Origin of the sequence: Nonomuraea sp. GTA35, assembly GCF_041950525.1 — a bacterium.
Classification (GTDB): Bacteria; Actinomycetota; Actinomycetes; order Streptosporangiales; family Streptosporangiaceae; genus Nonomuraea.
Genome location: NZ_JBGNUV010000010.1, coordinates 213,048 through 237,771, shown reverse-complemented (window position 1 = coordinate 237,771; position 24,724 = coordinate 213,048). Strand labels below are relative to the sequence as shown.

The 24,724-nt window shown below is 72.9% G+C and carries 20 protein-coding genes, 1 tRNA gene and 1 pseudogene; 9 read left to right on the top strand and 13 right to left on the bottom strand.

Features of this window, described 5'->3' with window-relative positions; all coding sequences use genetic code 11:
• Entirely contained in the window at positions 1-1,203 is a 1,203-nt protein-coding gene (locus ACBJ32_RS37850; RefSeq protein WP_375130833.1) for a DUF418 domain-containing protein, read from the top strand.
• 261 nt (positions 1,204-1,464) lie between these two features.
• On the opposite strand, the gene ACBJ32_RS37845 is transcribed toward ACBJ32_RS37850, so the two are convergent.
• On the bottom strand, positions 1,465-1,995 hold the full coding sequence (locus tag ACBJ32_RS37845) for a GbsR/MarR family transcriptional regulator (protein WP_375130832.1): 531 nt from the start codon (positions 1,993-1,995) through the stop codon (positions 1,465-1,467).
• A 47-nt stretch (positions 1,996-2,042) separates the two neighbouring features.
• Complete coding sequence (locus tag ACBJ32_RS37840; protein ID WP_375130831.1) at positions 2,043-2,684, bottom strand: FMN-binding negative transcriptional regulator; 642 nt, start codon at positions 2,682-2,684, stop codon at positions 2,043-2,045.
• Positions 2,685-2,719: 35 nt separating this feature from the next.
• Between ACBJ32_RS37840 and ACBJ32_RS37835 the strand changes: the two genes are divergently transcribed.
• Positions 2,720-4,048 carry an aminotransferase class I/II-fold pyridoxal phosphate-dependent enzyme gene (locus ACBJ32_RS37835; protein WP_375130830.1) on the top strand — a complete coding sequence of 443 codons (1,329 nt, stop codon included), beginning with the start codon at positions 2,720-2,722 and terminating at the stop codon, positions 4,046-4,048.
• Between the two features lie 70 nt (positions 4,049-4,118).
• On the opposite strand, the gene ACBJ32_RS37830 is transcribed toward ACBJ32_RS37835, so the two are convergent.
• The 4 genes from ACBJ32_RS37830 to ACBJ32_RS37815 form a co-directional block, all read right to left on the bottom strand.
• Entirely contained in the window at positions 4,119-5,291 is a 1,173-nt protein-coding gene (locus ACBJ32_RS37830; protein WP_375130829.1) for a Dyp-type peroxidase, read from the bottom strand.
• Entirely contained in the window at positions 5,288-5,821 is a 534-nt protein-coding gene (locus tag ACBJ32_RS37825; RefSeq protein WP_375130828.1) for a copper chaperone PCu(A)C, read from the bottom strand. The genes ACBJ32_RS37830 and ACBJ32_RS37825 overlap by 4 nt, the downstream gene beginning before the upstream one ends.
• 97 nt (positions 5,822-5,918) lie before the next feature.
• Complete coding sequence (locus ACBJ32_RS37820) at positions 5,919-6,455, bottom strand: MFS transporter (RefSeq protein ID WP_375130827.1); 537 nt, start codon at positions 6,453-6,455, stop codon at positions 5,919-5,921.
• A 205-nt stretch (positions 6,456-6,660) separates the two neighbouring features.
• Positions 6,661-8,034: an MFS transporter gene (locus tag ACBJ32_RS37815; protein ID WP_375130826.1), complete on the bottom strand. Its 1,374-nt coding sequence runs from the start codon at positions 8,032-8,034 to the stop codon at positions 6,661-6,663.
• A 133-nt stretch (positions 8,035-8,167) separates the two neighbouring features.
• Here ACBJ32_RS37815 and ACBJ32_RS37810 point away from each other — a divergent pair, with 133 nt between their 5' ends.
• A complete protein-coding gene (locus ACBJ32_RS37810) occupies positions 8,168-8,887 on the top strand; it encodes a hypothetical protein (RefSeq protein WP_375130825.1) in 720 nt (239 codons plus the stop codon).
• A gap of 76 nt (positions 8,888-8,963) precedes the next feature.
• Here the strand turns inward: ACBJ32_RS37810 and ACBJ32_RS37805 are convergent, their stop codons facing one another.
• The 3 genes from ACBJ32_RS37805 to ACBJ32_RS37795 form a co-directional block, all read right to left on the bottom strand.
• Complete coding sequence (locus ACBJ32_RS37805) at positions 8,964-11,543, bottom strand: LuxR C-terminal-related transcriptional regulator (RefSeq protein ID WP_375130824.1); 2,580 nt, start codon at positions 11,541-11,543, stop codon at positions 8,964-8,966.
• A gap of 79 nt (positions 11,544-11,622) precedes the next feature.
• Entirely contained in the window at positions 11,623-11,784 is a 162-nt protein-coding gene (locus tag ACBJ32_RS37800) for a hypothetical protein (RefSeq protein WP_375130823.1), read from the bottom strand.
• Positions 11,785-11,819: 35 nt separating this feature from the next.
• Positions 11,820-15,020 (bottom strand): BTAD domain-containing putative transcriptional regulator, encoded by a 3,201-nt coding sequence (locus ACBJ32_RS37795; protein WP_375130822.1) that lies wholly within the window; start codon positions 15,018-15,020, stop codon positions 11,820-11,822.
• 108 nt (positions 15,021-15,128) lie between these two features.
• Here ACBJ32_RS37795 and ACBJ32_RS37790 point away from each other — a divergent pair, with 108 nt between their 5' ends.
• Positions 15,129-15,647: a universal stress protein gene (locus tag ACBJ32_RS37790; protein ID WP_357880468.1), complete on the top strand. Its 519-nt coding sequence runs from the start codon at positions 15,129-15,131 to the stop codon at positions 15,645-15,647.
• 3 nt (positions 15,648-15,650) lie between these two features.
• Here ACBJ32_RS37790 and ACBJ32_RS37785 read toward each other — a convergent pair whose 3' ends face one another.
• Positions 15,651-17,039 carry a PLP-dependent aminotransferase family protein gene (locus ACBJ32_RS37785; protein ID WP_375130821.1) on the bottom strand — a complete coding sequence of 463 codons (1,389 nt, stop codon included), beginning with the start codon at positions 17,037-17,039 and terminating at the stop codon, positions 15,651-15,653.
• Here ACBJ32_RS37785 and ACBJ32_RS37780 point away from each other — a divergent pair.
• Positions 17,026-18,126 (top strand): annotated as a pseudogene (locus ACBJ32_RS37780) (MFS transporter); the annotation flags it as partial. The gene ACBJ32_RS37785 and the pseudogene ACBJ32_RS37780 sit on opposite strands and share 14 nt — an antisense overlap.
• Positions 18,127-18,252: 126 nt before the next feature.
• Here the strand turns inward: ACBJ32_RS37780 and ACBJ32_RS37775 are convergent.
• From ACBJ32_RS37775 to ACBJ32_RS37765, 3 genes are read right to left on the bottom strand one after another with little or no spacing between them, the layout of a single operon-like run.
• Entirely contained in the window at positions 18,253-20,460 is a 2,208-nt protein-coding gene (locus tag ACBJ32_RS37775; protein ID WP_375130820.1) for a heavy metal translocating P-type ATPase, read from the bottom strand.
• Between the two features lie 31 nt (positions 20,461-20,491).
• Complete coding sequence (locus ACBJ32_RS37770; protein ID WP_375130819.1) at positions 20,492-21,478, bottom strand: hypothetical protein; 987 nt, start codon at positions 21,476-21,478, stop codon at positions 20,492-20,494.
• Positions 21,475-21,687 (bottom strand): heavy-metal-associated domain-containing protein, encoded by a 213-nt coding sequence (locus ACBJ32_RS37765; RefSeq protein WP_375130818.1) that lies wholly within the window; start codon positions 21,685-21,687, stop codon positions 21,475-21,477. The genes ACBJ32_RS37770 and ACBJ32_RS37765 overlap by 4 nt, the downstream gene beginning before the upstream one ends.
• 607 nt (positions 21,688-22,294) lie before the next feature.
• On the opposite strand from ACBJ32_RS37765, the gene ACBJ32_RS37760 reads away from it, so the two are divergent.
• From ACBJ32_RS37760 to ACBJ32_RS37745, 4 genes are all read left to right on the top strand, one after another.
• Positions 22,295-22,414 carry a DLW-39 family protein gene (locus ACBJ32_RS37760; RefSeq protein WP_020542320.1) on the top strand — a complete coding sequence of 40 codons (120 nt, stop codon included), beginning with the start codon at positions 22,295-22,297 and terminating at the stop codon, positions 22,412-22,414.
• A 15-nt stretch (positions 22,415-22,429) separates the two neighbouring features.
• The gene (locus ACBJ32_RS37755; protein ID WP_344476575.1) at positions 22,430-23,158 is read left to right on the top strand and encodes an HAD-IA family hydrolase; all 729 of its coding nucleotides are present in this window, start codon (positions 22,430-22,432) and stop codon (positions 23,156-23,158) included.
• 15 nt (positions 23,159-23,173) lie between these two features.
• A tRNA-Ala gene (locus ACBJ32_RS37750) sits at positions 23,174-23,249 on the top strand.
• 450 nt (positions 23,250-23,699) lie between these two features.
• Entirely contained in the window at positions 23,700-24,533 is an 834-nt protein-coding gene (locus ACBJ32_RS37745) for a DUF4231 domain-containing protein (protein ID WP_375130817.1), read from the top strand.
• The last annotated feature ends 191 nt before the right edge of the window (positions 24,534-24,724 follow it).

The window sequence follows — 24,724 nt, the reverse complement described above, 5'->3', positions numbered from 1 at the left end:
ATGTCCATCGCTCCACCGGCTCCTGCGCAGGGGGCCACTCCCATCGCCCGGCGCGCGCTCGCGCCCGATCTCTCGCGCGGGCTGATGCTGCTGCTCATCGCGCTGGCGCACGCGCACATGTACCTGTCGGGTCACCCGGCAGGGTTCCGCGGGTACACGCTCGACGGCGGCGTGCTCGACCGGCTGGTCGCCGGGGTGCAGATCCTGCTGGTGGACGGGCGGGCGCTGCCCATGTTCGCCGCCCTGTTCGGCTACGGCCTGGTGCAGCTCGCCCACCGGCAACTGGCCACGGGCAGGAGCTGGCCGCAGGTGCGCGCGGTGCTGCGGCGGCGCAGCCTGTGGCTGCTGGCGTTCGGGTTCTGCCACGCGCTGCTGCTGTTCTTCGGGGACATCCTCGGGGCGTACGGGCTGATCGGGCTCGTGCTCGTCGGGTTCGTCCGGCGCGAGGACCGGGCGGTGCTGCGGGCGGCCGTCGTCGGGCTCGTGCTGCATGTCGTCGTGCTGTTCGGTTTCGGGCTGCTCACGATCTCGGCGCCCAAGGGCGACACGCCCGCCGCCATGGCGGATCCGGTCGAGGCGCTGGTGATGCGGCTCATCGGATGGTCCGGGATGACGCCCACCTACTTCGCCGCCAGCGTGGTGCCCGCCTTCCTGTTCGGCATCTGGGCGGCGCGGCGCCGCGTGCTGGAGGAGCCTGCCGCGCACCGGCCGCTGCTCGTGCGCGTCGCGACCCTGGGCACCGTGCTGGCCGTGGCCGGCGGGCTGCCGTTGACGCTGGTCGACATCCGGCTCTGGGAGCCTTCGGACCTGGTCGCGGTGTCGGCGTACGCGCTGCACAGCGTGACCGGCATCGCGGGAGGGCTCGCGTACGCGGCGATCATCGGGCTTGCCGCCGGCCGGATGGCGTCCGGGCATCGCTCCACCGGCCCCGTCGTCAGGGCACTCACCGCGTGCGGCCAGTGGTCGCTGACCTGCTACCTCCTCCAGTCGGTGATCTTCGTGGCGGTGTTCGCGCCGTACGCGGGAGGGCTCGGCACCCGCGTCGGCGACGCGGCGGCGTCCGGCATCGCCATCGTCACGTGGCTGGTCACCGTGGTGCTCGCGGCGCTGCTGGCGCCGCGCAGGGGGCCGGCCGAGGCCGCGCTGCGCCGCCTCACGTACGGGCGATACGGCGCAACCGGTCGCACAGCGGACGTCGCCTAACCGGCCCAGGTGCTGTCGCCGTGACGGGGAGCCGGTGCGTTCATCCACAGGCTGTGGGCTCCGGTGCGCGGCCTGTTGACAAGGGCTCCGCCGTTGCGCGACGGGCGCCGCCGCGGGTGTGGTATGAGCCGTCGGGCAGGTCCCCTGCGTGAGGCTCTGACCAGGTGAAACGCTTGCCGGTCGGGTGCCCGGCGAGCGTGCCGGCCGCGGACGTGGCCTGTATCACGGGCGGCGCCCGCGCGGTGGTGGATTGCCGAAGAGTTATCCACAGGATGAGCGAGTTGTCCACAGGTTGTGAACGTGGCTGGGATCGCGCCCCGCGGTCAGCCGGTGCCTGGCCGCGGCCTGGTCCCCGAGCGCCTCGGTCAGCGCCGCGAGCGAGGACCTGGCCGAGCGGATGCGCGCGGCCCGCGTCTCGTCGGCCCAGCCCAGCTTCAGTCCCTCGGCCACCAGCTCGTCGAAGGCGGTGAACGCGGCGAGCTTCTGCCGGATGACCTTCGACCAGGCGTCGTCCTCGATCTGGTAGTAGACGTTCCGCTCTCCGGGCCTGCGGAACCGGCGGATGAGCTTGACGGACGTCAGGAGCTGCATGTTCGTCGTCAGGGACGCGCGGCTCGCGCCGATGGCGCCGGCGATGTCGCCCGCGGTCTGCGCCGGCGGGTCGCAGGCCATGAGCCAGCCCAGGATGCGGCCGGTGATCGGGGCGAGCCCCCACTCCTCGGAGACGAACGTCGCCACTCGCTCGACCCATTCGAGCACCTGCTCGTGGTCGGGGCCGTCCTGCGCTGTCACAGGACCACCTTAACCAGTCGTTTCAGGCCGAACTGAAACAAGGCTGGTCAGGTGTCTGCCCCGGACTCCGCGGCGGCGTTCCGCCGGATCTGCTGGGCCAGGGCGCCGGCGTCGCTGGGCAGGCCCCGCTCGGCCAGCCCGCGCGCGACCCGCTCGCGCAGCTCCGCCGGGCGGTGGCCGTCGTACTTGAACTTGGCCCGCACCTCCTCCACCCGCAGCCGCAGCCCTCTGATCGCCGACAACATCCGGCGGTACGGCCCCGCGTCGCCGGCCACCTCGCCGTGGTCGCCGGCCGGCTGGTGATGGGCGAGCTGGCGGCGCAGGATCTCCGCCTTGCCGTCCCTGTCGTCCACGATCTCGGCCAGGCACACGAGCTGGACGGCGGCGTAGTAGCTGGTCGGCACGCCGGTCTCGGGGGAGTCGGAGCGCCAGGAGGTGGGGATGTAGGCGTAGTCGTCGTACACGCTCACCACCGCCACCGGGTTGGCCTCCAGCGCCTCCCAGATCGGGTTGGGCCTGGCCAGGTGGAGCAGGACCTCGGCGTCCCCGTCGTAGAGGAAGTGCGTCGGCACCACCACGGGCGCCGCGCCGGCCACGCCGTTGACCGCGATCTGGCCGAAGTCGCGGGTACGCAGCCAGCTCCGCCACTCCTCGTCGTCCCGGGCGGCGTCCCACGGATGGATGAGCACGCGAATCACCTTTGTGCTAGTACATAATGTATTTTGTGCTAGAAAAGTACACGATCGCGGGTGGGACGGCCAGCGAGATAGCGGCGGGCGTCGAGGCCGCCGTGTCCGAAGGGCGGCTTCCACCAGGGGCGGCGCTGCCGCCGGTGCGCGAGGTGGCGTCGCGGGCCGGGGTCAGCCCGGGGACGGCGGCGGCCGCGTACCGGCTGCTGCGCGAGCGCGGCGTCATCGAGACCGCCGGTCGGCGGGGGACCAGGGTCAGGGCGCGGCCGGCCAGCACGTTCCGCGAGGAGATCCGGATCGAGGTGCCGCCGGGCGTGCGTGACCTGGCCAAGGGCAACCCCGACCCGAGGCTGCTGCCGCCGCTGCACGACGCGCTGGCCGCGGCGGCGAGGGCACACGCGCAGCGGCCCGCCATGTACGGCACCGGCGACGACGAGGAGCTGCTCGCGCTGGCCGGGCAGCGGTTGCGGGCCGACGGCGTGCCGCCCGCGCCGCTGGCGATCACCTCGGGCACCCTCGACGCGGTCGAGCGCGTGCTCACCGCCCATCTGCGCCCGGGCGACGCGGTCGCCGTCGAGGACCCGGGCTGGACGGCCCTGCTCGACCTGGTCGCCGTCCTGGGGTTGCGCCCGGTCCCGATGCGGCTCGACGACGAGGGCCCGCTGCCGGAGGAGCTCGCGCGGGGGCTGCGGGCCGGCGCGCGGGCCGTGGTGATCACCGCCCGCGCCCAGAACCCGACCGGCGCCGCCGTCTCCGCAGCCCGGGCCGCCGAGCTGCGGGAGCTGCTGGCGGAGCACCCGGAGGTGCTGCTGGTCGAGGACGACCACGGGGCCGGGTTCGTGGAGCTGCCGCTGCACCCGCTGGCCGGCGTCACGAGCCGCTGGATCCTCGTCCGCTCCACGGCCAAGTCGCTCGGCCCCGACCTGCGCCTGGCCCCGGTCACCGGCGACCCCGCCACGCTCGACCGGCTGCGCGGGCGGCAGCGGCTGGCCGCCGGATGGGTGAGCCACCTGCTGCAACACGCCGTCGCCCACCTCTGGCGGACCGACGCGGTGGACCCGGCGGCGGTCGCGGCGTCGTACGCGCTGCGCAGGGACGGCCTGGTGGCGGCGTTGGCCGCACGCGGTGTTCCCGCGCACGGCCGCAGCGGCCTGAACGTGTGGATCCCCGTCGCCGACGAGTCCACCGCCATCACCCGGCTGCTGTCACGCGGCTGGGCCTGCGCGCCCGGCGCCCGCAACCGCATCGGCTCGCCGCCCGCGCTGCGCCTGACCGTCTCCTGCCTGGACGCGGCGGAGATCGAGCCGCTCGCCGCCGACCTGGCCGCCGCCCTGCGCCCGGCACCGAGCGGCCGGTACGGCTGACCCTGGCCGGCCGCCCGGCACCGAGCGGCCGGTTTGCCTGACCCTGGCCGGCCGGAAGGGTCGGCCTGGGTCAGCCCAGTAGCGGCTCCCCGATCCAGCCGCCGGGCGCGCACCCCGGCGGTACGGCGAAGACGGCCGAGCCGATGGCCGTGACCCACTCGTTGAGCAGATCACCCTCGGCCAGCATGCGCTGCACGGGCACGAACTGCTCGGCCACGTCCGCCTGGTAGGAGACGAACAGCAGCCCCGAGTCCGACTCGCCCTCCGGCGACAGCCCCTCGTCGTAGTTGTACGGCCGCCGCAGCAGCCGCAGCGCCGGATCGGCCACGTGAGCCCGCCTGATGTGCGCGAACTCGGAGATCACCGGGAACCCGAGCCGGTTCTTGCGGGCGTAGTCGGCCGCGTCGGTCTCGGCCGAGCCCGTGAGCGGCGCCCCGCTGCCCAGCCGCCGCCCGATCGTGAACTCTCTGGCCACCCGGTCGGCGGCGTCCCACGTCTCCAGGTTCATCCGGATCCTGCGCAGCACCATGGTGGTGCCGCCGCGCAGCGGGCCCGCGCCGATCCACACCGCCCTGTCGAGGTCGGTGGCGTTCACCGTGCCCTCGATCTGGCCCATCAGATTGCGCCGGTTGGCGCTGCGGAAGCCGCGCTGGGTCCACCGTACGCGGGCGAAGGACCGCGTGTCCTTCACGATCATCCGTACGGCGTGCGCGACCGTCACGGTGTCGTCCGCGCACACCTGGACGAGCAGGTCGCCCCCGCTCCACCGCTTCTCCAGCCGGTCCGTCGGGAACGCCGGCAGCGCCTCCACCGGCGAGTCCACCCCGGCCGCCTCGAACAGCCCGGGCCCGAACCCGAACGTGATCGTGAGCCGGGCCGGGTTCGCGGCGAGCTCGGGCTCGGTGTCGGCGAGCGCGGGCCGGCCCTGGGTGAGCCGGGCCGCGTCGTCGGTGAGGAGCTGGAGCAGCCGGACGATCGCCTCCTTGCGGGTGTCCTTCAGCAGGTCGAAGCCGAGGAACACCGCGTGGGCCTGGGGCGCCGTGGCCACGCCCGCCTGGTGTGCGCCGTGAAAGGGCTCGACCGGCGCGAGCTCCCGGCGTTCTGCCGCCCCGCGATCCGTCTCGCGGCGTTCTGCCGCGCCGTGCTCCGTCTCGCGGCGTTCCGCTTCGCGTCGCACGAGGGCGCCGGCCGCCGTGGCGGCGGTGGCGGCGCCCCCTGCGAGCAGCCCTCTGCGGCTGATCACTTGTGCCCCGGCTGGTAGTCCTCCTCGCCGCCGGCGAAGTCCTTGCCGATGGCGGTGAACTCCAGCGGCTCGCCACCCTGGACCTGGAGCGTGAACGGGATCCTGGCGCCCGGCTTCACCTCCTCGGTGACGCCCATCAGCATGATGTGGTCGCCGCCGGGCTGGAGCTGGTGGGTGCCGCGGGCGGGCACGACGAAGCCGCCCTCCTTGGGCCGCATGACCATCTTGCCGCCGTTCTCGACGACCTCGTGCAGCTCGATGGTGGGGGACAGCGGCGAGGTGCCGGACGTGATCGTGACCGGCGCGTCAGTGTTGTTGACCAGCGTGCCGAACGCGGCGGTCATCCCCTTCTTGGTGGTCTTCACCCAGGGATCGGTGATGGTCAGGGCGGCGGCGGGCGCGGTGGCCGACGGGCTGGCGGCAGCCGCGGCGGCGGTGGTGGTGGCCGCGGGGTCGGGGGAGGTGGAACCGGCGCAGGCGGTCAGCGCCACGACGGCGGACGCGAGCACGAGGGCATGACGAACGTACATGGTGGGGTTGCCTTTCTCCGCCCGGCATGCCGAAGCAGCCCCTGCCGGGCGGCGGGGGTCGTCTGAAAAGGGAAGACGTCTCGCCCGACCCCGGAGGTCAGGCGGCGACGGCCCGCGGCGGGCCCCTCCCGCTGACGACGTGCCGCAGCACGGCCGAGCGCAGCACGGGCGGCTCGGTCGTGCACAGGGGTGTGGAGAAAGGAGTGGTGAGCAGCGGCAGCCAGATGACCAGCAACCGCACGGCCAGCCGGCGCAGCAGCGCCCAGAGGGCGGCCTCGCCCCGCGCCAGCCACAACGCGGTCATCCCGACCGCCCAGCCGTGCGCGACCAGCATGCCCAGGTCCGGCACCAGCCCTGTGTGGAGGTGACCGACCGGCGCGTGCGGCGAGGTGGCGTGGGACAGCGAGAACAGCAGGTGCAGGATCACCTGTAACCCGGCGAGCAGCGGCAGGATCACCGCGAACGACCGCTCGCGCCCCGACAGCGGGTACGCCGCCGCGAACGCCAGCCCCAGCGCCGCCGCCATGGCCGGCACCGGCACGAACCCGCCGCCGAGCACGTGCGCCGCCACGCCCAGCCCGAGGCACACCACGGCGAACACCGCGGTGCGGGCGAGACGGAGCGGCAGCGTCACACGCCTAGCATTCCACGCCCTCCCGCCGGTCGGCACACCCGATCGTGCTTCGCCCGAACGGCCGGCACGATCGTGCTTCACACGACCGTGTCACTCACACCACCGTGTCACTCACACGACCGTGTCACTCACACGACCGTGTCACTCACACCACCGTGTCACTCACACCACCGTGTCACTCACGAACGGCCAGTGCGGCCGTGCTTCACGTGAAACTGCCCCGGGCCGCCTCGCGCCTCCTGCGATCGGCACCCTGCGCCGGCCGGCGCGTCGCCGAGTGGGCCAGCACGCCCAGCGACGCCACGATCAGCACCGTCAGCCCGGCCCGCGCCGCCGTGTCCCACCCGCCGTCCAGCGCGGCGAAGAACACCGCCCCGGTGACCGTCCCGCCGAGCACTCCCCCGGCTTCCTGTACGGTGCCGAGCACCCCGGCCGCGGCGGCCGATCGCTCAGGACGTACGGCGGCCAGGACCGAGGAGAGCAGCGGCGACATCAGCCACCCCATCCCGGCCCCCGTCACCAGCAGCGCCAGCCCCAGCGGCAACGGCCCCGCGCCCATCGCGTGGTACACCAGCGCCAGCCCCGCCACCAGCACCGGCCCCCCGAAACGGCCCGGACGGAGGGACGCCGCGAAGAAGCCGGCGTTCAGCGCCGTGCACACGGCCGCGGCGGCCAGCGGCGCCAGCCCGAGCCCGTCCTGCAGGTACAGGGCGAGCACGAACGACAACCCGGCCGACGTGCCGAACAGCAGCCCCACCGCCACCAGCCCCCAGGCGAACCCCTTCTCCCTGAACACGCCCAGATCCAGCAGCGGCACCCGCCCCCGGGCGGCCAGCCGGCGCTGCCGCCACCAGAACGCGCCCAGCAGCAGCGGCGCGGCGGCCAGGCACGCCCACGTCCACCAGGGCCACCCCTGCTCCCGCCCCTCGGCCAGCGGCAGCACCACGGCCACCAGCCCGGCCGTGACCAGCGCCGCCCCGCCGAGGTCGAGGTCGCGGGGGAGCGGCGGCGGCGTGGCGCGGGGGAGCAGGCGGCCGGTCAGGGCCAGGGCGGCCAGGCAGATCGGGACGTTGACCAGGAAGCAGGCCCGCCAGCCCAGCCCCATCGGATCGGCGGCCACCACCAGCCCGCCGATCACCTGGCCGCTCAGCCCGGCCAGGCCGACGGCGGTGCCGTACCAGCCGAAGGCCCTGGCGCGCGCGTTCCCCCGGTACAGCAGGCCGAGCAGGGCGAGGACCTGCGGCGCGAGCAGCGCGGCGGCGACGCCCTGCCCGACCCTGGCCGCCACCAGCGTGGACGTGCCGGTGGCCAGCCCGCACCCGGCCGAGGCCAGCGTGAACAGCGCCAGGCCCGCCGCGAACATCCGCCGGTGCCCGTACAGGTCGCCGAGCCGTCCGGAGACGACGAGCCCCGCCGCGTACGCCAGCCCGTACCCGGCGATCACGAGTTGTACGGTGGCGTCGCCCGCGCCCAGGTCGGCGCGGATGGAGGGCACGGCCAGGTTCGCGACGTAGAAGTCGAGCGTGGTCACGAACACCGCGACCAGCAGTACGGGCAGAGCGGCCCAACGGGCGGACATGTGACTCCAGGGGGAGAAGAGGAGGGGGGCGGCGAGAAGAACACCGCCGCACGCCGGACGGTTGACCTCACCCTGGAGCCGGGCCGTTACGATTCCCTGCGGATCCGCCGTGGACCACCCCATAATCAACGCGATGCCGAAATTTCAGGACCTGTCGGAATTCGCGGCGGCCATCGCCCCGGTCATCGGCGCAGCCCACGTCAACGTGCACGCCTCGGCCGCCCGAGCCGTCGCCGAGCTAGCCGAGACCTCCGCCGTGACCCCCGGCCTGCTCTCCGACCTGCGCTTCACGCTCCCCCTCCGCCCGCTGACCCGCGCCGCCCTGGCCGTCATCGACCGGTACGGCGACGCGGCGCCCCGCGAGCGCGACCTCCAGGAGCACCTGCGCCAGCGGACCCTGTCCGAGGACGGCGACGGCACGCTCCGGCTGACGGACAGGGGCCTGGAGTTCGTCCACCGGTTGTACGAGGTGCACGCCGCCACGGCCGAGCGCGTCTGGGCGGCCCACGACCTGCCGGGCCTGGCGGGGCTCGCGGCCCGGGTGCTCCAGGCGGCCGAGCGGCTGCCGGGCGGGGCGCTGGAGCTGGTGGCGCCGCCGTACGAGCCGGAGGACGCGGCACCGGGGCTGCTGCTGTTCAACCGGCTCGCCGTCGTCCGCTACCACCGCGCCGACGCCCACGCCGCGGCCTGGCGGGCGGCGGGCCTGTCCGCGGCCGGGATCGTCGGCCTGCCGGACGGGCCGCTGCGCGCCGGCATCGAGGCGGAGACGAACCTGCGGGCGTCCGCGCCGTACCGGGCCCTGACCGCCGGGGAGCGGGAGGCCCTGTACGACGGGCTGCTCAAGCTGGTCTGAGACCTGCCACGCCTCCAGCGGCTCAAGCTGGTCTGAGACCTGCCACGCCTCCAGCGGCTCAAGCCGGATCTCGCACCTACAACGCCTCCAGCAGGCGGCCCACCTGGGTGCGGTCGTTCACGCCGAGCTTGTCGTAGGCGGCCTGCAGGTGGTTCGCCGCCGTCCGCTTGGACAGCGTCAGCCGGTCGGCGATCTCCCTGTTCGTCAGCCCGGCCGCGGCGAGCTGCAGGATCTCCCGCTGCCGCGGCGTCAGCTCGGGCGTGGCCAGCTCGACCAGCGCCGGGGTCGAGACGCCGGTGCACAGCCTGGCCAGCGCGCCCGCCCGCGCCCGCGCGCTCCTGGCCAGCCGGCCCCGGCCCGCGTCGTGGTGGGCGGCCGCCTCGTGAGCGGTGGCCTCGGCCGCGTACAGCACCATGCCGAGCCGCTCGTACCCCTCCGCCACCGCGCGCAGCGCGTCCGGATCGCCCAGCGCCCGCTCGTGCCCGGCCAGCAGGCGCACCAGCGGCCCGTCCACCTCCCCGGCCAGCTCGCCCAGCCCGGGGGCACGCTCGCCGAGCCGGACCAGGTCGTGCAGCGCGAACATCAGGTTGCCCCCCAGCTCGTGCCGCCGCGCGTGGGAGGCGGCCAGCCGGCACAGCCGCACGGCCTCGTCCAGGTCGCCGCCCGCCGCCGCCACCCACACCGCCGCGTGCAGCACGTGCTGCCGGGTGAAGGCCCACCGGCCGGCCAGCTTCGCGGCGTCCGCCAGCGACTCCCTGGCCTCGTCCAGCCGGCCGAGCAGCGCCAGCGCGTGCGCGTGCTCGGCCACCACCCGCCCCAGGTACGGCTCCCCCGCGGGCAGCCTGGCCATGTCGTCCCTGCACCAGCGCGCCGCCTCCGCGGCGTCGCCGCGCAGCCTGGCCGCCATCGCCCGGTAGGCGCCGAACCCCGTCACCGACAGCTCGGCGGCGGGCAGCTCCATGCCGCGCCCGGCGGTCCGCGCCGCCTCCGCCAGCCGCCCGGAGAACGTCTGCGCGGCGCACTGCGCGTCCAGGAAGGTGGGCAGCGCGTGCGGGGCGAGCTCCCGCCACTCCTCGACGGTGGCCATCGTGCGCTCGGCGACGGCCAGGGCGCGTTCCGTGCGGCCCGCGTACGCGTCCACCCACGCCTCCAGCGACGCCCCGTGCGCCGCGCCCCGCAAGGTGCCGGGCGTGCATGCCCTGGCTTGCGCCAGCGCCCGGGCCGCGCCGGTCAGCCGCCCGGCCATGCAGTCGGTGACGGCGCGGTAGACGTACGCCTCCTGCCGCCACCCCGGGCCGGTGAGCGTCGCGATGGCCGTGTCGAGCACGTGGCACGCCTCGGCGTCGGCGCCCGCCCAGGCCAGGCTCACGCCCAGGCTGTAGGCGTGCTGGGCGCGCTCGCTCTCGGTCACCGCGTCCCGCGCCGCCCGCCGCAGCGCGGTCACCGCGGAGTCGGCGTCGCCGAGCACCATGAGCACCTCGCCGAGCACCGAGACCGCTGCCACGCCCGCCCCGGCGTCGATCGCGGCCCTGGCCAGCCGCGCGGCCAGCCGGGGGTCCTGCCTGCCCCACGCCAGCCTGGCGGCCGAGGTCAGCATCGCGGGGTCGGTGACCGAGCCGCTGTCGAGCCGCCACACGGCGGCCCGCAGCTCGTCCTCGCGCCGGCGCAGCCCCGTGGCCTCCAGCGCCTCGGCCAGCATGCGCAGCCGCCGCCGCGCCCGCAGCGTGCCGCAGTCGGCGCGGACCACCTCGCCGTAGAGCGGGTGGCCGAGCCGCAGGTGGTCGCGCCGGCCGTCGTCCACGGTCACGACCAGGCCGCGGGACTCGACCCGTTCGACCGCGCTCGCCGAGGTCAGCTCCGCCAGCAGCGCGGCGCCCAGCGGCTCGCCGAACGCCACCAGCTCCAGCGCCTCGCGCTCGTCCCTGTCGAGGTGGCCGATCCGGTCGCCCACCAGCTCGCGCAGCCGGGTCGTCACGGACAGCTCGCCGCGCCAGCGCCACACGCCGTCCCGTTCGGCCAGGCAGCCCGAGGTGCGTCCCGCGTGCACGACCTCCCGCAGGTACAGCACGTTGCCCTCGCTGACCCCGGCCAGATGCCGTACGGTCTCCGCCGCGACCTCGCCGCCGAGCGCCCCCGCCAGCACCTCGCCCACCTCGGCCACCGTCAGCGGCGGCAGCTCGATGCGCGGCAGCAGCTCGTCCTTCCACAGCGCGACCACCGGATCCGGCTGCGCCTCCCCCGACCTGACGGTCACCAGCAGCCGCGCCTCCCCCTTCGCGGCCAGGTAGTGCACCAGCGCCGCCGACGCCGGGTCCAGCCGGTGCGCGTCGTCCACGCTCACCAGCAGCTCCCTGCGCCGGGCCAGGTCGCGCAGGTGGCGCGCGGCCCAGCGCAGCAGGTTCTCGCCGCCGCGCGGCGGACCCGTCAGGACGTGCGCGAACGCCCCGAACGGGATCATCGACGCGGTCTCCGTGCCCAGCGCGCGCACGACCGCGTAGCCCCGCTGCCCGGCCAGCGCGTGCGCCACCAGCCTGCTCTTGCCGACGCCCGCCGCGCCGGCGATCATCATGCCCGCCCTCGACCGCAGCGCCTCGCGCACGGCCGCGAGCGGAACCCCTCGCCCGACGAACGGCCAACCGCTCCCCTGCTCGCCCATCGTGCCTCCTCTCGGTGCACTCATCGTGGCGAGCGGGGTTCGCGCGAGGTTCAGGCCGGATCGTGCCTCGGGCCGGATCTCAGGCCGGATCGTGCTTCAGCCCGGCGGCGGCCAGCAGCAGCTCGATGACGGCTTCCGAGCCGCTGAACGGCACCGGTTCGCCCCCAACCTCTTCGAGCAGCCCGCGGAGCTGGCCGCCTGCCTGCTCGGGCTCGACCAGCCGGACGATGACCGTTCTCATCCGAACACGATCTCCCCGCCAGGTTCAGGTCTGGTTCAGGTCGGGTAGGGCGCGGGCTCGACCTCCAGCTCGCGCATCAGCTCCGCGTAGAACCGGTAGCGCCTGCGGGCGTCGCCCCTGCGGCCGGCCAGGTCGAGGACGCGTACCAGGCCGAGGTGGGCCCGCTCGTCGTAACGGTCGCGCTCCAGCAGCCGCAGCCAGTAGCGGGCGGCCTCGTCATGGCGGTGCTCGCCGGCCCGCGCCTCGGCCAGCCTGGCCGCCGCCTGCACGTACGCCAGCCTGAGCTGCTCGCGCAGACCCACCGCCCAGTCCGCGTACGGGTCCTCCTCGCAGAACTCGCCGCCGTAGGCGCTCTCGGCCGCCTCCCACCGCGCCAGCGCCTCCGCCTGCCTGCCCGCCTGGTCCAGCCGCACGGCCTGGCCCACCAGCTCCAGGAAGGTCTCGACGTCGGCCTCGACGTTGGACAGCTCCAGCCGCAACGCGCCCTCGTCCGACACCACGAACTCGTCGGCCGGCCACGCGTGCTCCGGATCCAGCACGGCACGCAGCGTGGACACCATGACGTTCAGCCGCCGCAGCCCGACCGCCTCGTCCTCCTGCTCCGGCCAGAGGATCTCGACCAGGCGCTCCCTGCCGATCGCGCCGCCCCTGCGGCTGACCAGGATCTTCAGCAGGTCGCGGGCCTTGCGCGACTGCCACGCCGTACGCGGGACGGGCACCGAGCCACGCAGCACCCGGAACGTTCCCATCGTCTCCACCACGAGCTTCGCCCCGCGCGGGGGACCGGCGCGGGCCACGAGGGCGTCGATCCGGTCGTCCAGCGCCCGGCAGCCGATCGCGTGCATGCGCCCGCGCACCTCGGCGGCCACCTCGCCGCCGGTCGCCGGGTCCGCCAGGGCGGCCCTGACCAGCTCGGCCCTGGCCCGGCCGATCGGGTCGCCGACGGCCGCCCACCTGCGTACCGCCTCGTCGGCGAGCTTGGCGTCGCCGTCCAGCTCGGCGCGCAGCTCGGCGACGGTGGCCAGGGCGGCGTGGTCCCTGCGGCCGGCCGCCACCGGCTCGGCCTCGTCGAGCAGCGCCCCGGCGTGCTCGCGCTGCCCCGCGGCCAGCGCCACCCGGGCGGCGGCGACCCTGGCGGCCACCCCGGAGATGCCCTCGACATGCTCCAGGGCCCGCGCCGCGACCCGCGTGGCCTCCTCGGGATCCTCGGCGGCCAGCAGCTCGGCGAGCCCGTTGAGCGCCTGCGACAGCGCCTGCACCTCGCCCGACGGCCCGGACTGCGCGATGACCTGCCGGTAGAGCGCGGCGGCGGTCGTACGGTCGCCGCGCAGGGCGTGCACGGCGGCCAGCCGGTTCAGCCCGGCGCCGGTCAGCCTGGAGCCCATCGCCTCCCACCTGGCCGCCGCGTCCGCCGCCTCGGCCGCGGCCTCCTCCAGGCGGCCCAGGCCGATCAGGGCCTTGGCGCGGTTGGAGACGTTCAGGGCGGCGAAGGGGGCGAACGCCACCAGGTCCGACAGCCGGCCGGCGATCTCCGTCTCCGCCAGCGCCTCGGCGTACGCGGCCTCGTCCAGGTAGCGGGAGGCCCGGTTGGCGTGGATGCGGATGAGCTGCACCATGTCGCCGGCCCGCTCGGCGTAGGCCAGGGCGCGCAGGTAGTAGGCGTCGTTGGCGCGGCGGTCGCCGTCGAGGGCGGCCAGCATGGCCAGGACCGTGTTCGCCATGGCCAGGGCGCTCGCGTCGCCCAGGCTCCTGGCCTGCTCCAGCGCCCGGTCCGCGAGCTCGGCGCAGGCCGCGCGGTCGCCCTTCAGCCAGTGCACCGAGGCCATGGACGCGGCGCACATGGCGGCGTCGGCGGGCGGCAGGCCGTACGCGTGGCCCCGCTCGTACATGGGCAGGGCCCGGTCGAAGTCGCCGCGCATGTGGTCGATGAAGGCCAGCCGCCTGGCCAGGGCCGCGTCGAAGCCCGGCCCCTCGGCGGCCTCGGCGAGCAGCTCGCGGGCGCGGCTCCAGTGGCCGCGGTTCTGCTCGGCGATGCCGGCCAGCCTGAGCATCGGGGGCGCGCGCCTGGCGGGCTCGGGTAACAGCTCCAGCGCGGCCAGCACGTCGCCGCGCTCGGCCAGCAGCGGGCCGTGCGCGTCGAGCAGCGTGGCGGCCAGGCCGGCGTGCGCGGTCGCGACGGCGGCGCGCAGGGCCAGCTCGGGACGGTCGTGCTCGACGTACCAGCGGGCGGCGACCGCCGCCACGTCGTGGGCCTCGTGCCGGTCCAGCGGCAGGTGCCTGGCCAGGGTGTGGCCGGCCGTCGAGGTGAGCCGGTGGCCGCCGGGTTCGGCCGGTTCGAGGAACAGGCCCCGGCTCGCGAGCGCGTCCAGCGTGTCGGGCGGCGCACCGAGCGTGGCGGCCAGGCCGGGGGTCAGCACCGGCAGCACGGTGGCGGCGCGCAGCAGCTCGCGCATGGCCGCGGGCAGGTCCTTGAACGCCGCGAGCGTGAGGCGCTCGAGCGTGGCCGAGTTGGCCGTCAGGCCGGCCACGATGCCCCGCCAGGTGGCCGGGTCCTCGCGGGCCAGCGCGTCGAGCGCCGCCTGCACGGCCGCCGGCCAGCCGCCGCACGTGCGGTGCAGCTCGGCGGCGATGTCCGCGCCCGCCTCGCCCAGCAGCGCGCCGGCCCAGGCTGCGGTCTCGTCCGGGGTCAGCGCGAGGTCGCCGGCGTCGAGGTCGAGCACGTCGTGGTCCTGGCGCAGCCGGGCGGTGGGGAACGGCAGCGGCGCCCGCGACGCCGTGACCAGGTGCAGGTGCCGGGGCGCCGCGCGGACCAGCGTCTCCACGTACCGCACGGGACCGGTCGCGCCCGCGATGGCCTCGATGCCGTCGAACACCAGCACCAGCCCCCGCCGCAACCGCGTGGCCAGCGCCTCGGCCAGCCCGCCTGCCAGCGCCGCCGCCCTCGACAGCTCGTCGGCGTCCGGCCCGAGCGGGGCCGCGGCGGCCGTCACCAGGTCGGCGGGCAGGCCGGGCACCTTCGCCGACAGCGCCGCGGCCACCGTGCCCGCCAGCGTGGGCAGGTCACGGTCGGCGGGCCCGAGCCGGTGCAGCACCGCGCCCACGGCCTGGCCCCAGCCGGCCAGCGCGGTGGACTTCCCGTAGCCCGTGGTCGCCACGAGGCAGGTCAGCCTGTGTGTCAGCGCCCCGTCGAGCCGCCGGTCGAGGGCGGGACGGGGGCGCACCCACCCGCGCTCCACCCCCGCATGCTATGCCCGCATTCGGAAGGGACTCCAGAGTTCGCAAAGTGCCACCTCCCGGTAACCAGCGTGGTGGCGCACTATGGTCGTACTTCGACAGGAGGCACCGTGGAACAGGATCTGCCCGGCGGTGCGCGGCTGATCGTGGGGGTGGACGAGTCCCCGGCCGCGCGCTGGGCGCTGGCCTGGGCCATCGGCGCGGCCAGGCTGCACCGGATGGCTCTCGTGGCCGTGCATGTCAGTCGCGCGCCCGTCCATCCCTTTCCCGAGGCGCTGCCCGTGCAGCACGCGGTCAGGGTGGGCGAGGAGGCGCGCTGCACCGAGGTGATCACGAGCGTGTTCGAGGACGTCGCGGGCGGGGTGCCCGACGACCTGACGACGTTCGCGGTGGGCCGGGTCGGCGATCCCGGCTATCACCTCGTCGACCTGGCGCGGGAGGGCGACCTGCTGGTGCTCGGGCGGGGGCGCCGCGGCCTGCTCAGCCGCATCTTCCTGCCCTCGACCAGCATGTACTGCGCGCGGCACGCCCGCACGACCGTCGTGATCGTGCAGCAGCCGTCGCCCCCCGACGACCCGGAGCTGTCAGGGGAGCGGGGCCGCCGCTTCTGGAGCCGCCGACATCCGTAGGCGTCAGGAGGGCGGGGCCGCAGGTTCTGGAGCCGCCGACATCCGTGACCGGAGCAGGCGCAGGCCCTCCGGGATGGCGTCCCTGCCGATCGCGCCGTAACCCAGCACCACGCCGCGCTGCGGCGGGCTCTGGCCGCAGTACGCCTCCAGGTGCTCCACCGCGAGGCCGGGCGTGGCACGTACGGACGCGCCCAGCGCGCACAGGTGCAGCCCCGCCGTGGACGGCACCAGCCGCACCCGCTCGTCGGCGGCCAGGGCCTCGGCGATCAGCGCGTGCCTGGCGGCGTACTCGCGGGTGGCCTTCCTGATGTGCCTGGCCAGCAGGCCCTCGTCGATGAAGCGGGCCAGCGCCGCCTGCTTGGGCACCTCGCCGTGCCAGTCGGACAGGTACCTGGCCGCGGCCAGCGCCGGCGCGAGCGAGGCGGGGGCCACCAGGAAGCCCAGCCTGAGCATGGGCAGCAGGGTCTTGGAGAACGAGCCCACGTAGATGACGCGCCCGGCCCTGTCCAGGCTCTGCAGCGGCTCCAGCGGGCGCTCGCCGAAGCGGAACTCGCTGTCGTAGTCGTCCTCGATCACCACCGCCCTGCGGCGCTCGGCCCAGGCCAGCAGGGCGGCGCGGCGGGCCAGCGACATGGGCGTGCCCAGCGGGAACTGGTGCGACGGCGTCACGTACACGACCTTGGCCGCCCCGGGGATGGCCCGGACGTCGATGCCCTCCGCGTCCACCGGCACGCTCGCGACCCGGGCGCCGAGCGAGCGGAACAGCAGGCGGGCCGGGGGATAGCCGGGCTCCTCGACGGCCACGACGGTGCCCGGCTCGATCAGGACCCGGCCGATGAGGTCCAGCGCCTGCTGGGCGCCGTTGGTGATCAGCACGTCGGCCGGGCTCGCGTGGACCGAGCGGCTCAGGCCGATGTGGCGGGAGATGGCCGCGCGCAGGGGCTCGTGTCCGGCAGGGTCGCCGTAACCGGCGACGCTCGTGCGCAGTTCGCGGGCCACCAGGCGGCGCCAGGTCTCCATGGGGAACAGCCGGGCGTCGGGGACGCCGACGCGGAAGTCGTACCGGGCGGGGGCCATCCTCGGCGGCGGCGCCAGGCCCTGCCAGACCGGGCGCGGGCGGGCGACACCCTTCGGCGCGGCCCGCCCCCTGACCGGCTCCCCCGACACGAACGTGCCCGCGCCCGCCCGTCCCACCAGGAACCCGTCGGCGACCAGGCGGTCGTAGGCGAGGGCGACCGTGTTCCTGGAGATGTCGAGGCGCCGCGCCAGCTCCCTGGTCGGGGGGAGGCGCTCGCCCTCCCTGAGGCGGCCGTCGAGTATCGCGTCGAGGAGCTGACGGTAGACCTGTGCGGCCAGGTCACGGCGGCCGTCGAGGTTGATGTGCACGTCCATCTTGGCCCAATCATCTTGCCGGGAATTGGAGCTTATCCCGGGACAAGTTCGGGATGAGGATGGGTGCATGACACATCGGCGGGTCCTGGCACAGGCGCAGCTGGTCAGCTCGATCGGGGACGGCGTCTACCTCGTCACCTCCGCGTTCTACTTCTCCGGCATCGTCGGCCTGTCCGCCACCGAGATCGGCCTCGGCCTCACGCTGGGGTGGGCCGTCGGTTCGGTCGCCGGCGTGCCGCTCGGCCACCTCGCCGACCGGCGCGGCCCGCGCGGCGTCGCGGTGCTGCTCGCGGTCGCGACCGCCGTGGCGGTCACGGGCTTCCTGTTCGCGCGCTCGTTCGCGGCGTTCGCCCTGGTGGCCTGCCTGTACGGCACCGCGCAGACCGGGCTGTCGGCCGCCCGCCAGGCCCTGCTCGCCGCCCTGATCCCGCCCGCCGGGCGGACCCGCGTACGGGCGGCGCTCCAGGCCACGCTGAACGGCGGGCTGGCCACCGGCGCGGCGCTGGGCGGGCTCGCCCTGTCCCTCGGCACGCGGGAGGGATACCTGGCGGTGTTCGCGCTCGACGCGCTGACCTTCCTGACCGCCGCCGCCCTGCTGCTGCGCCTGCCCGCCGTACGGCCCGCGCCGGCGCCTTCCGGGCCCCGGCTGGCCGTGCTCCGCGACCGGCCCTACGCGCTCGTCACGCTGATCAACGCGGTGATGCTGTTCTACATGCCGCTGCTGAGCGTGGTCGTGCCGCTGTGGGTCGCCTCGCGCACCGACGCGCCCACCTGGGTGGTCTCCGTCCTGCTGCTGATCAACACCGGTGGCGTGGTGCTCTTCCAGGTACGGGTGGCCAGGCGGGTGAAGGGGCTGCGGGACGCCTCGGCGGCGATGCGGCAGGCCGGGCTGCTGATGCTGCTGGCCTGCGCGGTGTTCGCGCTCAGCCCGTACGGGTGGGTGTTCCTGCTGGTGGCGGCGGCCTTGCTGGTGGCGGGGGAGATGCTGCTGGCCTCGGGGGGCTGGGAGATCGGGTTCACGCTGGCGCCCGACGATCGGCAGGGGCAGTACCAGGCCTTCTTCGGCACCGGCGTCGCGGTGGCCAGGATGCTCGGGCCGGTCGTGCTCACCGCGCTCGTGCTCGGCGGCGGGACTCTGGGCTGGCTGGCGGTGGGCGGGATGTTCGTGACGGCCGGCGCCGTGATGGCGCCGGCCGTCAGGTGGGCCCGGGTTTCACGTGAAGCGGCGCAGCCGGAGGCTGTTGCTGACGACGAAGACGCTGGAGAACGCCATCGCCGCACCCGCGATCATCGGGTTGAGCAGGCCGAGGGCGGCCAGCGGCAGGGCGGCCACGTTGTAGGCGAAGGCCCAGAACAGGTTGCCCTTGATCGTTGACAGCGTGCGGCGCGAGAGCCGGATGGCGTCGGCCGCCACCCGCAGGTCGCCGCGTACCAGGGTCAGGTCGGAGGCTTCGATGGCGGCGTCGGTGCCGGTGCCCATGGCCAGCCCCAGATCCGCCTGGGCCAGCGCGGCGGCGTCGTTGACGCCGTCGCCCACCATCGCCACCACCTTGCCCTCGGACTGCAGCTTCTTGACCACGTCCACCTTGTCGGCGGGCAGCACCTCGGCGATCACCTCGTCGATGCCCACCTCGGCGGCGACGCTCCTGGCCACGGCCTCGTTGTCGCCGGTCAGCAGCACCGGCGTCAGGCCCAGCGCCCGGAGCTGGGCGATGGCTTCCTTGCTGGTCGGCTTGACCACGTCGGCCACCACCAGGACCGCGCGTGCCCGGCCGTCCCAGCCGACCGCCACCGCGGTGCGACCGGCCGCCTGCTCGGCCCTGAGCTCGCGCTCCAGCTTCTCCGGCAGGTGCTGCGACCACTCCTGCAGCAGCCGGGGGCGGCCGACCAGCACGGCGTGGCCGTCCACGATGCCCTGCACGCCCAGCCCTTCGACGTTGGCGAAGTCTTCGACGGTGGCCCCCGAGCGGGCCTCGCGGGCGATGGCCTGCGCGATCGGGTGCTCCGAGGCGTGCTCCAGCGCCCCGGCCAACCGCAGCACCTGCTCCCGGCTCTCCCCCTCGGCCACGTGCACCGCGGTCAGGGTCATCTTGCCCTCGGTGACCGTGCCGGTCTTGTCCAGCACGACCGTGTCGATCCGGCGGGTGGACTCCAGCACCTCCGGCCCCTTGATCAGGATGCCGAGCTGGGCGCCCCGCCCGGTGCCCACCAGCAACGCCGTCGGCGTGGCCAGCCCCAGCGCGCACGGGCAGGCGATGATCAGCACCGCCACCGCCGCGGTGAACGCCGCCCCCACCCCGTCGCCGGTGCCCAGCCAGAAGCCCAGCGTGCCGAGGGCCAGGGCGATCACGATCGGCACGAAGATGCCGGAGATACGATCGGCCAGCCGCTGCACCTGCGCCTTGCCGGTCTGCGCCTCCTCCACCAGCCTGGCCATCTGAGCGAGCTGCGTGTCCGCGCCGACCCGGGAGGCCCGCACGATCAGCCGCCCGCCCGCGTTCACCGTCGCCCCGGTCACCGGATCACCCGGCCGCACCTCCACCGGCACCGACTCACCGGTCAGCATCGAGGCGTCCACCGCCGAGGTGCCCTCCTCGATGACCCCGTCGGTGGCGATCTTCTCGCCCGGCCGGACGACGAACCGGTCCCCGCTCTTGAGCTGCTCGACCGGGACGCGCCGGCCGTCCGCGAGTTCCACGTCCTTGGCGCCCAGCTCCATCAGCGCCCGCAGCGCCGCCCCGGCCCGCCGCTTGGAGCGGGCCTCGAAGTACCGGCCGGCCAGGATGAACGCGGTCACCGCCGCCGCCGTCTCCAGGTAGATGTTGCCGGAGCCGTCGGTGCGCTCGATCGTGAACGCGAACGGGTGCGTCATCCCCGGCGTGCCCGCACTGCCGAAGAACAGCGCCCACAATGACCAGCCCAGCGCGGCGATCGTGCCGAGCGAGATCAGCGTGTCCATCGTCGCGGCGCCGTGCCGCAGGTTCGTCCAGGCCGCCTTGTGGAACGGCCAGCCCGCGTACACCACCACCGGCGCCGCCAGCACCAGCGACAACCACTGCCAGTTCGTGAACTGCAACGCCGGGATCATCGCCATCGCCACCACCGGCACCGACAACACCACCGAGACGACCAGCCGCTGCCGCAGCGACCGCAGCTCATCCACCGGCTCGTCCGGCGCCGGGGCGGCCTCGGGCAGCTCGGCCGTGTAGCCGGCCTTCTCCACCTCGGCGATCAACTGCTGCGCATCCACGTCCTCGGGAAAGGTGACCTTCGCCTTCTCCGTCGCGTAGTTGACCGTGGCGGTCACGCCGTCCAGCTTGTTCAGCTTGCGCTCGATACGGTTGGCGCACGATGCGCACGTCATGCCGCCGATCGTGAGTTCGACAGCTCTGTCCTGGGTGGCTCCGCCCAGAGAAGACATCACCTCTCCTTTCTTCAGCGGGTTTGGTTTCTCAGTGGCTGTGGTCGTGGGTCGCGGAGGGGGCGTGCCCGTCCGACAGGGTGGCCGTGGCGGTGAAGCTCGCCGTACGGACCTTGCCCTCGTGCTTGAAGTCGAGGAACAGCCGGTAGTCGCCGCGGCTGGGCGCCTGCGCGTAGAAGGTGATCTCGGGCCCCGCCTGCTTGCTCTCCTCCGGGTGTACGTGCAGGTACGCCAGGTCGCCCGCGCGCAGTGCCACGAGGTGACCGTACGCCCCAAGGTAGGGCTCCAGGTCGGTGACCGGCTCTCCGTCCTTGCTGACCGTCAGCGTGAGCTTGCCGGAACTGCCCGGGACCAGGTCGCCGGCCAGGTTGACCGTGTAGTCGTCGACGGCCGCCGTACGGCTGACGTGGGGCAGCGGCTCGGGCCGGTAGTCGCCCGCGGCCTGCAGGTCCGCGCCGAGCGTGAGCTTCTCGCCGCCCGCGGGGACGAAGTCGGCGAACGCCCGGTACGCGCCCGCCTTCGGCAGCGTCAGCTTGACCGACCAGGTGCCGTCGGGGGCCAGGTCGGGGTGGAGGTGCTGGAAGCTCGTCAGGTCGCGGGAGGCGACGATGAAGTGCAGCTTCTTGTCGTGCTCGACCTGGTAGTCGGTGACCGGCTTGCCGTCGGGGCCGATCACGGTGAACTTGAAGTCGGTCGGAACCCCGGTCGTGAGCGAGGTGATCGGGTTGAGTGTGTAGCCGTTCTGCGACACTTGGAGCCCCCCAGGGGTATCGCTGGTCTTGCTTGCCGCTTGTTGCCGCTGCTCGGGCTGGGTGGCGTGGTCGTCGCCCGCGTGGCCTTCTGCCGCTGCGTGGCTGCCGGGGCCGTCCGCTGCGTGGCTGCCCGCGCCCTGGGCGGTCGCGGTCGCCGTCGCCGTGCTCGCCGGGGACGGCCCCACCACCTTGCCCACGCCCAGGGCGCCGCCGAAGACGACAGCCAGGCCCAGGGCGTACGAGCCGAGCCTGGCGGCCGTGTTCATGATCTATCCGCCAGCTCGTAGCCGGCCTCCTCCACCGCGGCGGCGATCCTCGCGCGGTCGACGGGGCCTTCGCTGCCAACGGTCAGCAGGCCGGTGGCCAGGTCCACCTCGACGTTCGTGACGCCGGCGACCTCGCTGACCTCCTCCTTGACCGAGCTCACGCAGTGGCCGCAGGTCATGCCGTGCACGGTGTAGGTGGTGGTGCTCATCGCTGTCTCCTTGGACGTCATCGTCGTCTCCAGTCTCTGCTTCGAGTCTAACACCGTACCCCCCTAGGGTATTTGAGCCCGGGGTCTTATGAGATTCGGGTCACGTTTCTCTTGTGGATACGGATGGCGTACGCCTGGCGGCATGTCGTCACCCTGCCCTCTTCCTATACCCCCAGGGGGTATATCCGAACAATCCGGAACCTAATACACCCCATGGGGGTATGTCAAGCTGGCCTGATGTGGCCCGAAAGCCTTGCATCGGAGCGAGAGGCATCTACCTGCGCCAGCAGGTGTGTGGCGGAGGCCTGCGTGTGCTGTGTGCGGCGTTCTGGAACCAGCGATGAACGCTGGCAAGCGCACTCACCCAGGCCCCCTGGAAGGGCGCTCGTCCCTCCTGCACCCTGGACACGCTTCACCCCATCAGGAACCCCCTGCGCATCCGGGCTGGATATTTGGCATGATCGAGCTGTTGTCCCAGATGGGCCACACATTCGGCCCATCTGGTCAGAGCACAACACAGGGACCGCAGCCATACCTTGCTAGGCTGCTTGTCAACCGTTGGGTCTCACCCCGGCAGGTGAGACCGTCGAAGAAGTGGGGTCACACCGTGAAGAAGCTGCTCGTTCTGGCGCTGATCGCCCTCGGGGGGTTGCTGATCTGGCGTAAGGTGCAGGCCGACCGCGCAGAGCTCGATCTCTGGACAGAGGCGACCGGTAGCGAGAACTAACCGACCGGCGAGGCGATGAGTGACGTCGTCCCCATCAAGCTGGCGTGCCTGGACCTGGCAGGCACCACAGTCGGTGACATCGCCATGGTCGAGCGCGCCTTCGCCGAGGCGATCGCGACCCAGGGCATAGTGCCCGGGACCGGAGCGTACGCGCGTGCCATGGTTCACGTGCACCGGTCCCGGGGCTGCCCCAAGATCGATGTCTTCCGTGGGATCTTCCCCGGCAACGAGGCCCAGGCCCAGGCGGCGAACCTGACGTTCGAGCGCTCCTACGAGGGAGCGCTGGAGCGGGCAGGTCTCGTCCCCGTGCCCGGAGTCCTGGAGGTCCTCGACAAGCTCCGCGGCACCGGCATCAAGCTGGCCCTGATCACCGGCTTCAGCCGCACCACCCTGAGCCGTGTCCTGAGCGTCCTAGGCTGGCACGACAAGATCGACCTGGCCATCTCCCCCGAAGACGCCGGCGGCCGCGGCCGCCCCTGGCCCGACATGGTCCTCCACGCCGTACTCCGGCTGGGAGTGCCCGACGTACGCCAGGTGGCCGTCATCGGCGACTCGGAGAGCGACATGCTCTGCGGCAAGCGAGCCGGGGCCTCGATCGTGGCAGGCGTCATGACGGGCGTGCACAGCAGAGAACGCCTCCTGAAGGGCGGCGCCACCCACATCCTCGACTCGATCGCCGACTTCCCGAACTTGATCCTGAGCGACGACCTTGGTACGACGCAGGTAGCTTCCTCCGCCCGGTAAGCTATCTTCGTCGAAGGGGCCTTAGCTCAGTTGGCAGAGCGCCTGCTTTGCAAGCAGGAAGTCAGGAGTTCGAATCTCCTAGGCTCCACCAGGGAGAACTCACCCTCGCCGATCAGGGCGAGGCGGGGGTGAGTGACGAACTGCGTGACTATCGTCCTGTAGTGGTGGCAGCCCTAGGCGATGTGCCCGGCGCCCAATGAGATCGCTGAGATGCGGAGTGCAGCAGCGAGCAACCCGCTACGGCCCAATGGAACTCCCACGGAGCATCCCCATGGGAAGCTGAGCGGTGTATCTCGGTGCTCGCTTGGCATTCCACCCAGCTCCGCCAGTGGCGGGGCCTCAGACCGCCGCACGAGTGGCGTATGTACACCAGCAGTACTTGCCGACTTTGCGCTGGCCACCGTCACCGTGGCACTGGCCACGCTGCTCATACCGACTGGTGGATCCCCAGAAAGCCACGCGTACCCGTATTGCGTGACGAACTAGCCCTTGTTCCGTTGGACAAGTAGGCTTCTCTCATCGCCTTTATCGGGAGCGTCATATGCCTGAGTACAATGACACCCAGATTCCATATGTTCACGAAGCCGTGATGGATCGGTATCGCCAGGAAGCTGCCTTAAGGCGTGTACGGAGGAGGCGTGGCTTCTTCGTTTCGGCTGGGATCGGATCACTCGTAGTTCTTGCAGCAGGGATCCTCTTCTTTATTATCTTTCCGCGAGAAACGGGGAGCGTAGTACCTGGCACAGCAAGCGCTTCTCTGGCTCTAGTCTGCTTTATCGTGGCCGTCGCTTGTCTTGTACGCAGTCGTTTTATTGGACGAGAGATACGTCAGCGCGAGAAGAAGCTCGCTCAGATAAAGGCCAATATCCGACCCGAAAACGTGTCAGAAGCCGACGAGGTAGAGTTGGCTGCCCACCTTGCAATGTATCATGCCGAAACTCTAGCTGTTATAAACGAGTATCGCGATAATGCAACTCGGTATAGAAAGATCCATAATCGGTTCCAGTCTATTGTCATTATTGGGTCAATCGTCACCACCGCAGTCACAAGTGCAGCTGGACAACTCGAATATCTGCGAGTGGTTGCTCCGTTTATTAGTATTCTCGTTGGAATTTCTGCGGGCATGACGGGTTACTTCAAGTTTCGTGAGCGGAGCATAAATCTCCAGCGTACCGCAGACGATATCGAGCACGAGTACACCGCTGTCTGGCTTGGTATCGATCGATATCGAAACATTGATGACGAGCTTGGACGCTATGTGGAGTTCGCTGAGCGTGTGGAGCACCTGAAGGCTGAGCAGCGAAAGGTGGAACAACAGCTTGAGCAACCTCCTGAGCTTGCAAATCATGCGGCAGCCCCTCAGTTGCACCAGTGAATTTCATTCGCCGTCATGGTCCACGTGAAGATCGCGGAGTAATCCGCTACTCGGTTCAATGCTGTAAACGTGAAACGATTCCGTGCGCATGCTGCCGAAGATGTCCCTTGGGTGCACGGCCATGAGGTTGTGCCGTAAGGGTGCTCCCCTGGCGCCGTGAGCGGCGCCGGGGAGCAAAAGCGTGAAGTCTA

Bases quoted from the DNA above. Each gene is read 5' to 3' on its own strand.
- ACBJ32_RS37815 (WP_375130826.1), bottom strand. From the start codon at position 8,034: ATGTCCGCCCGTTGGGCCGCTCTGCCCGTACTGCTGGTCGCGGTGTTC.
- ACBJ32_RS37805 (WP_375130824.1), bottom strand. From the start codon at position 11,543: ATGGGCGAGCAGGGGAGCGGTTGGCCGTTCGTCGGGCGAGGGGTTCCG.
- ACBJ32_RS37850 (WP_375130833.1), top strand. From the start codon at position 1: ATGTCCATCGCTCCACCGGCTCCTGCGCAGGGGGCCACTCCCATCGCC.
- ACBJ32_RS37785 (WP_375130821.1), bottom strand. From the start codon at position 17,039: ATGGACGTGCACATCAACCTCGACGGCCGCCGTGACCTGGCCGCACAG.
- ACBJ32_RS37770 (WP_375130819.1), bottom strand. From the start codon at position 21,478: ATGAACACGGCCGCCAGGCTCGGCTCGTACGCCCTGGGCCTGGCTGTC.
- ACBJ32_RS37800 (WP_375130823.1), bottom strand. From the start codon at position 11,784: ATGAGAACGGTCATCGTCCGGCTGGTCGAGCCCGAGCAGGCAGGCGGC.
- ACBJ32_RS37745 (WP_375130817.1), top strand. From the start codon at position 23,700: ATGCCTGAGTACAATGACACCCAGATTCCATATGTTCACGAAGCCGTG.
- ACBJ32_RS37765 (WP_375130818.1), bottom strand. From the start codon at position 21,687: ATGAGCACCACCACCTACACCGTGCACGGCATGACCTGCGGCCACTGC.
- ACBJ32_RS37755 (WP_344476575.1), top strand. From the start codon at position 22,430: ATGAGTGACGTCGTCCCCATCAAGCTGGCGTGCCTGGACCTGGCAGGC.
- ACBJ32_RS37825 (WP_375130828.1), bottom strand. From the start codon at position 5,821: ATGTACGTTCGTCATGCCCTCGTGCTCGCGTCCGCCGTCGTGGCGCTG.
- ACBJ32_RS37810 (WP_375130825.1), top strand. From the start codon at position 8,168: ATGCCGAAATTTCAGGACCTGTCGGAATTCGCGGCGGCCATCGCCCCG.
- ACBJ32_RS37775 (WP_375130820.1), bottom strand. From the start codon at position 20,460: ATGTCTTCTCTGGGCGGAGCCACCCAGGACAGAGCTGTCGAACTCACG.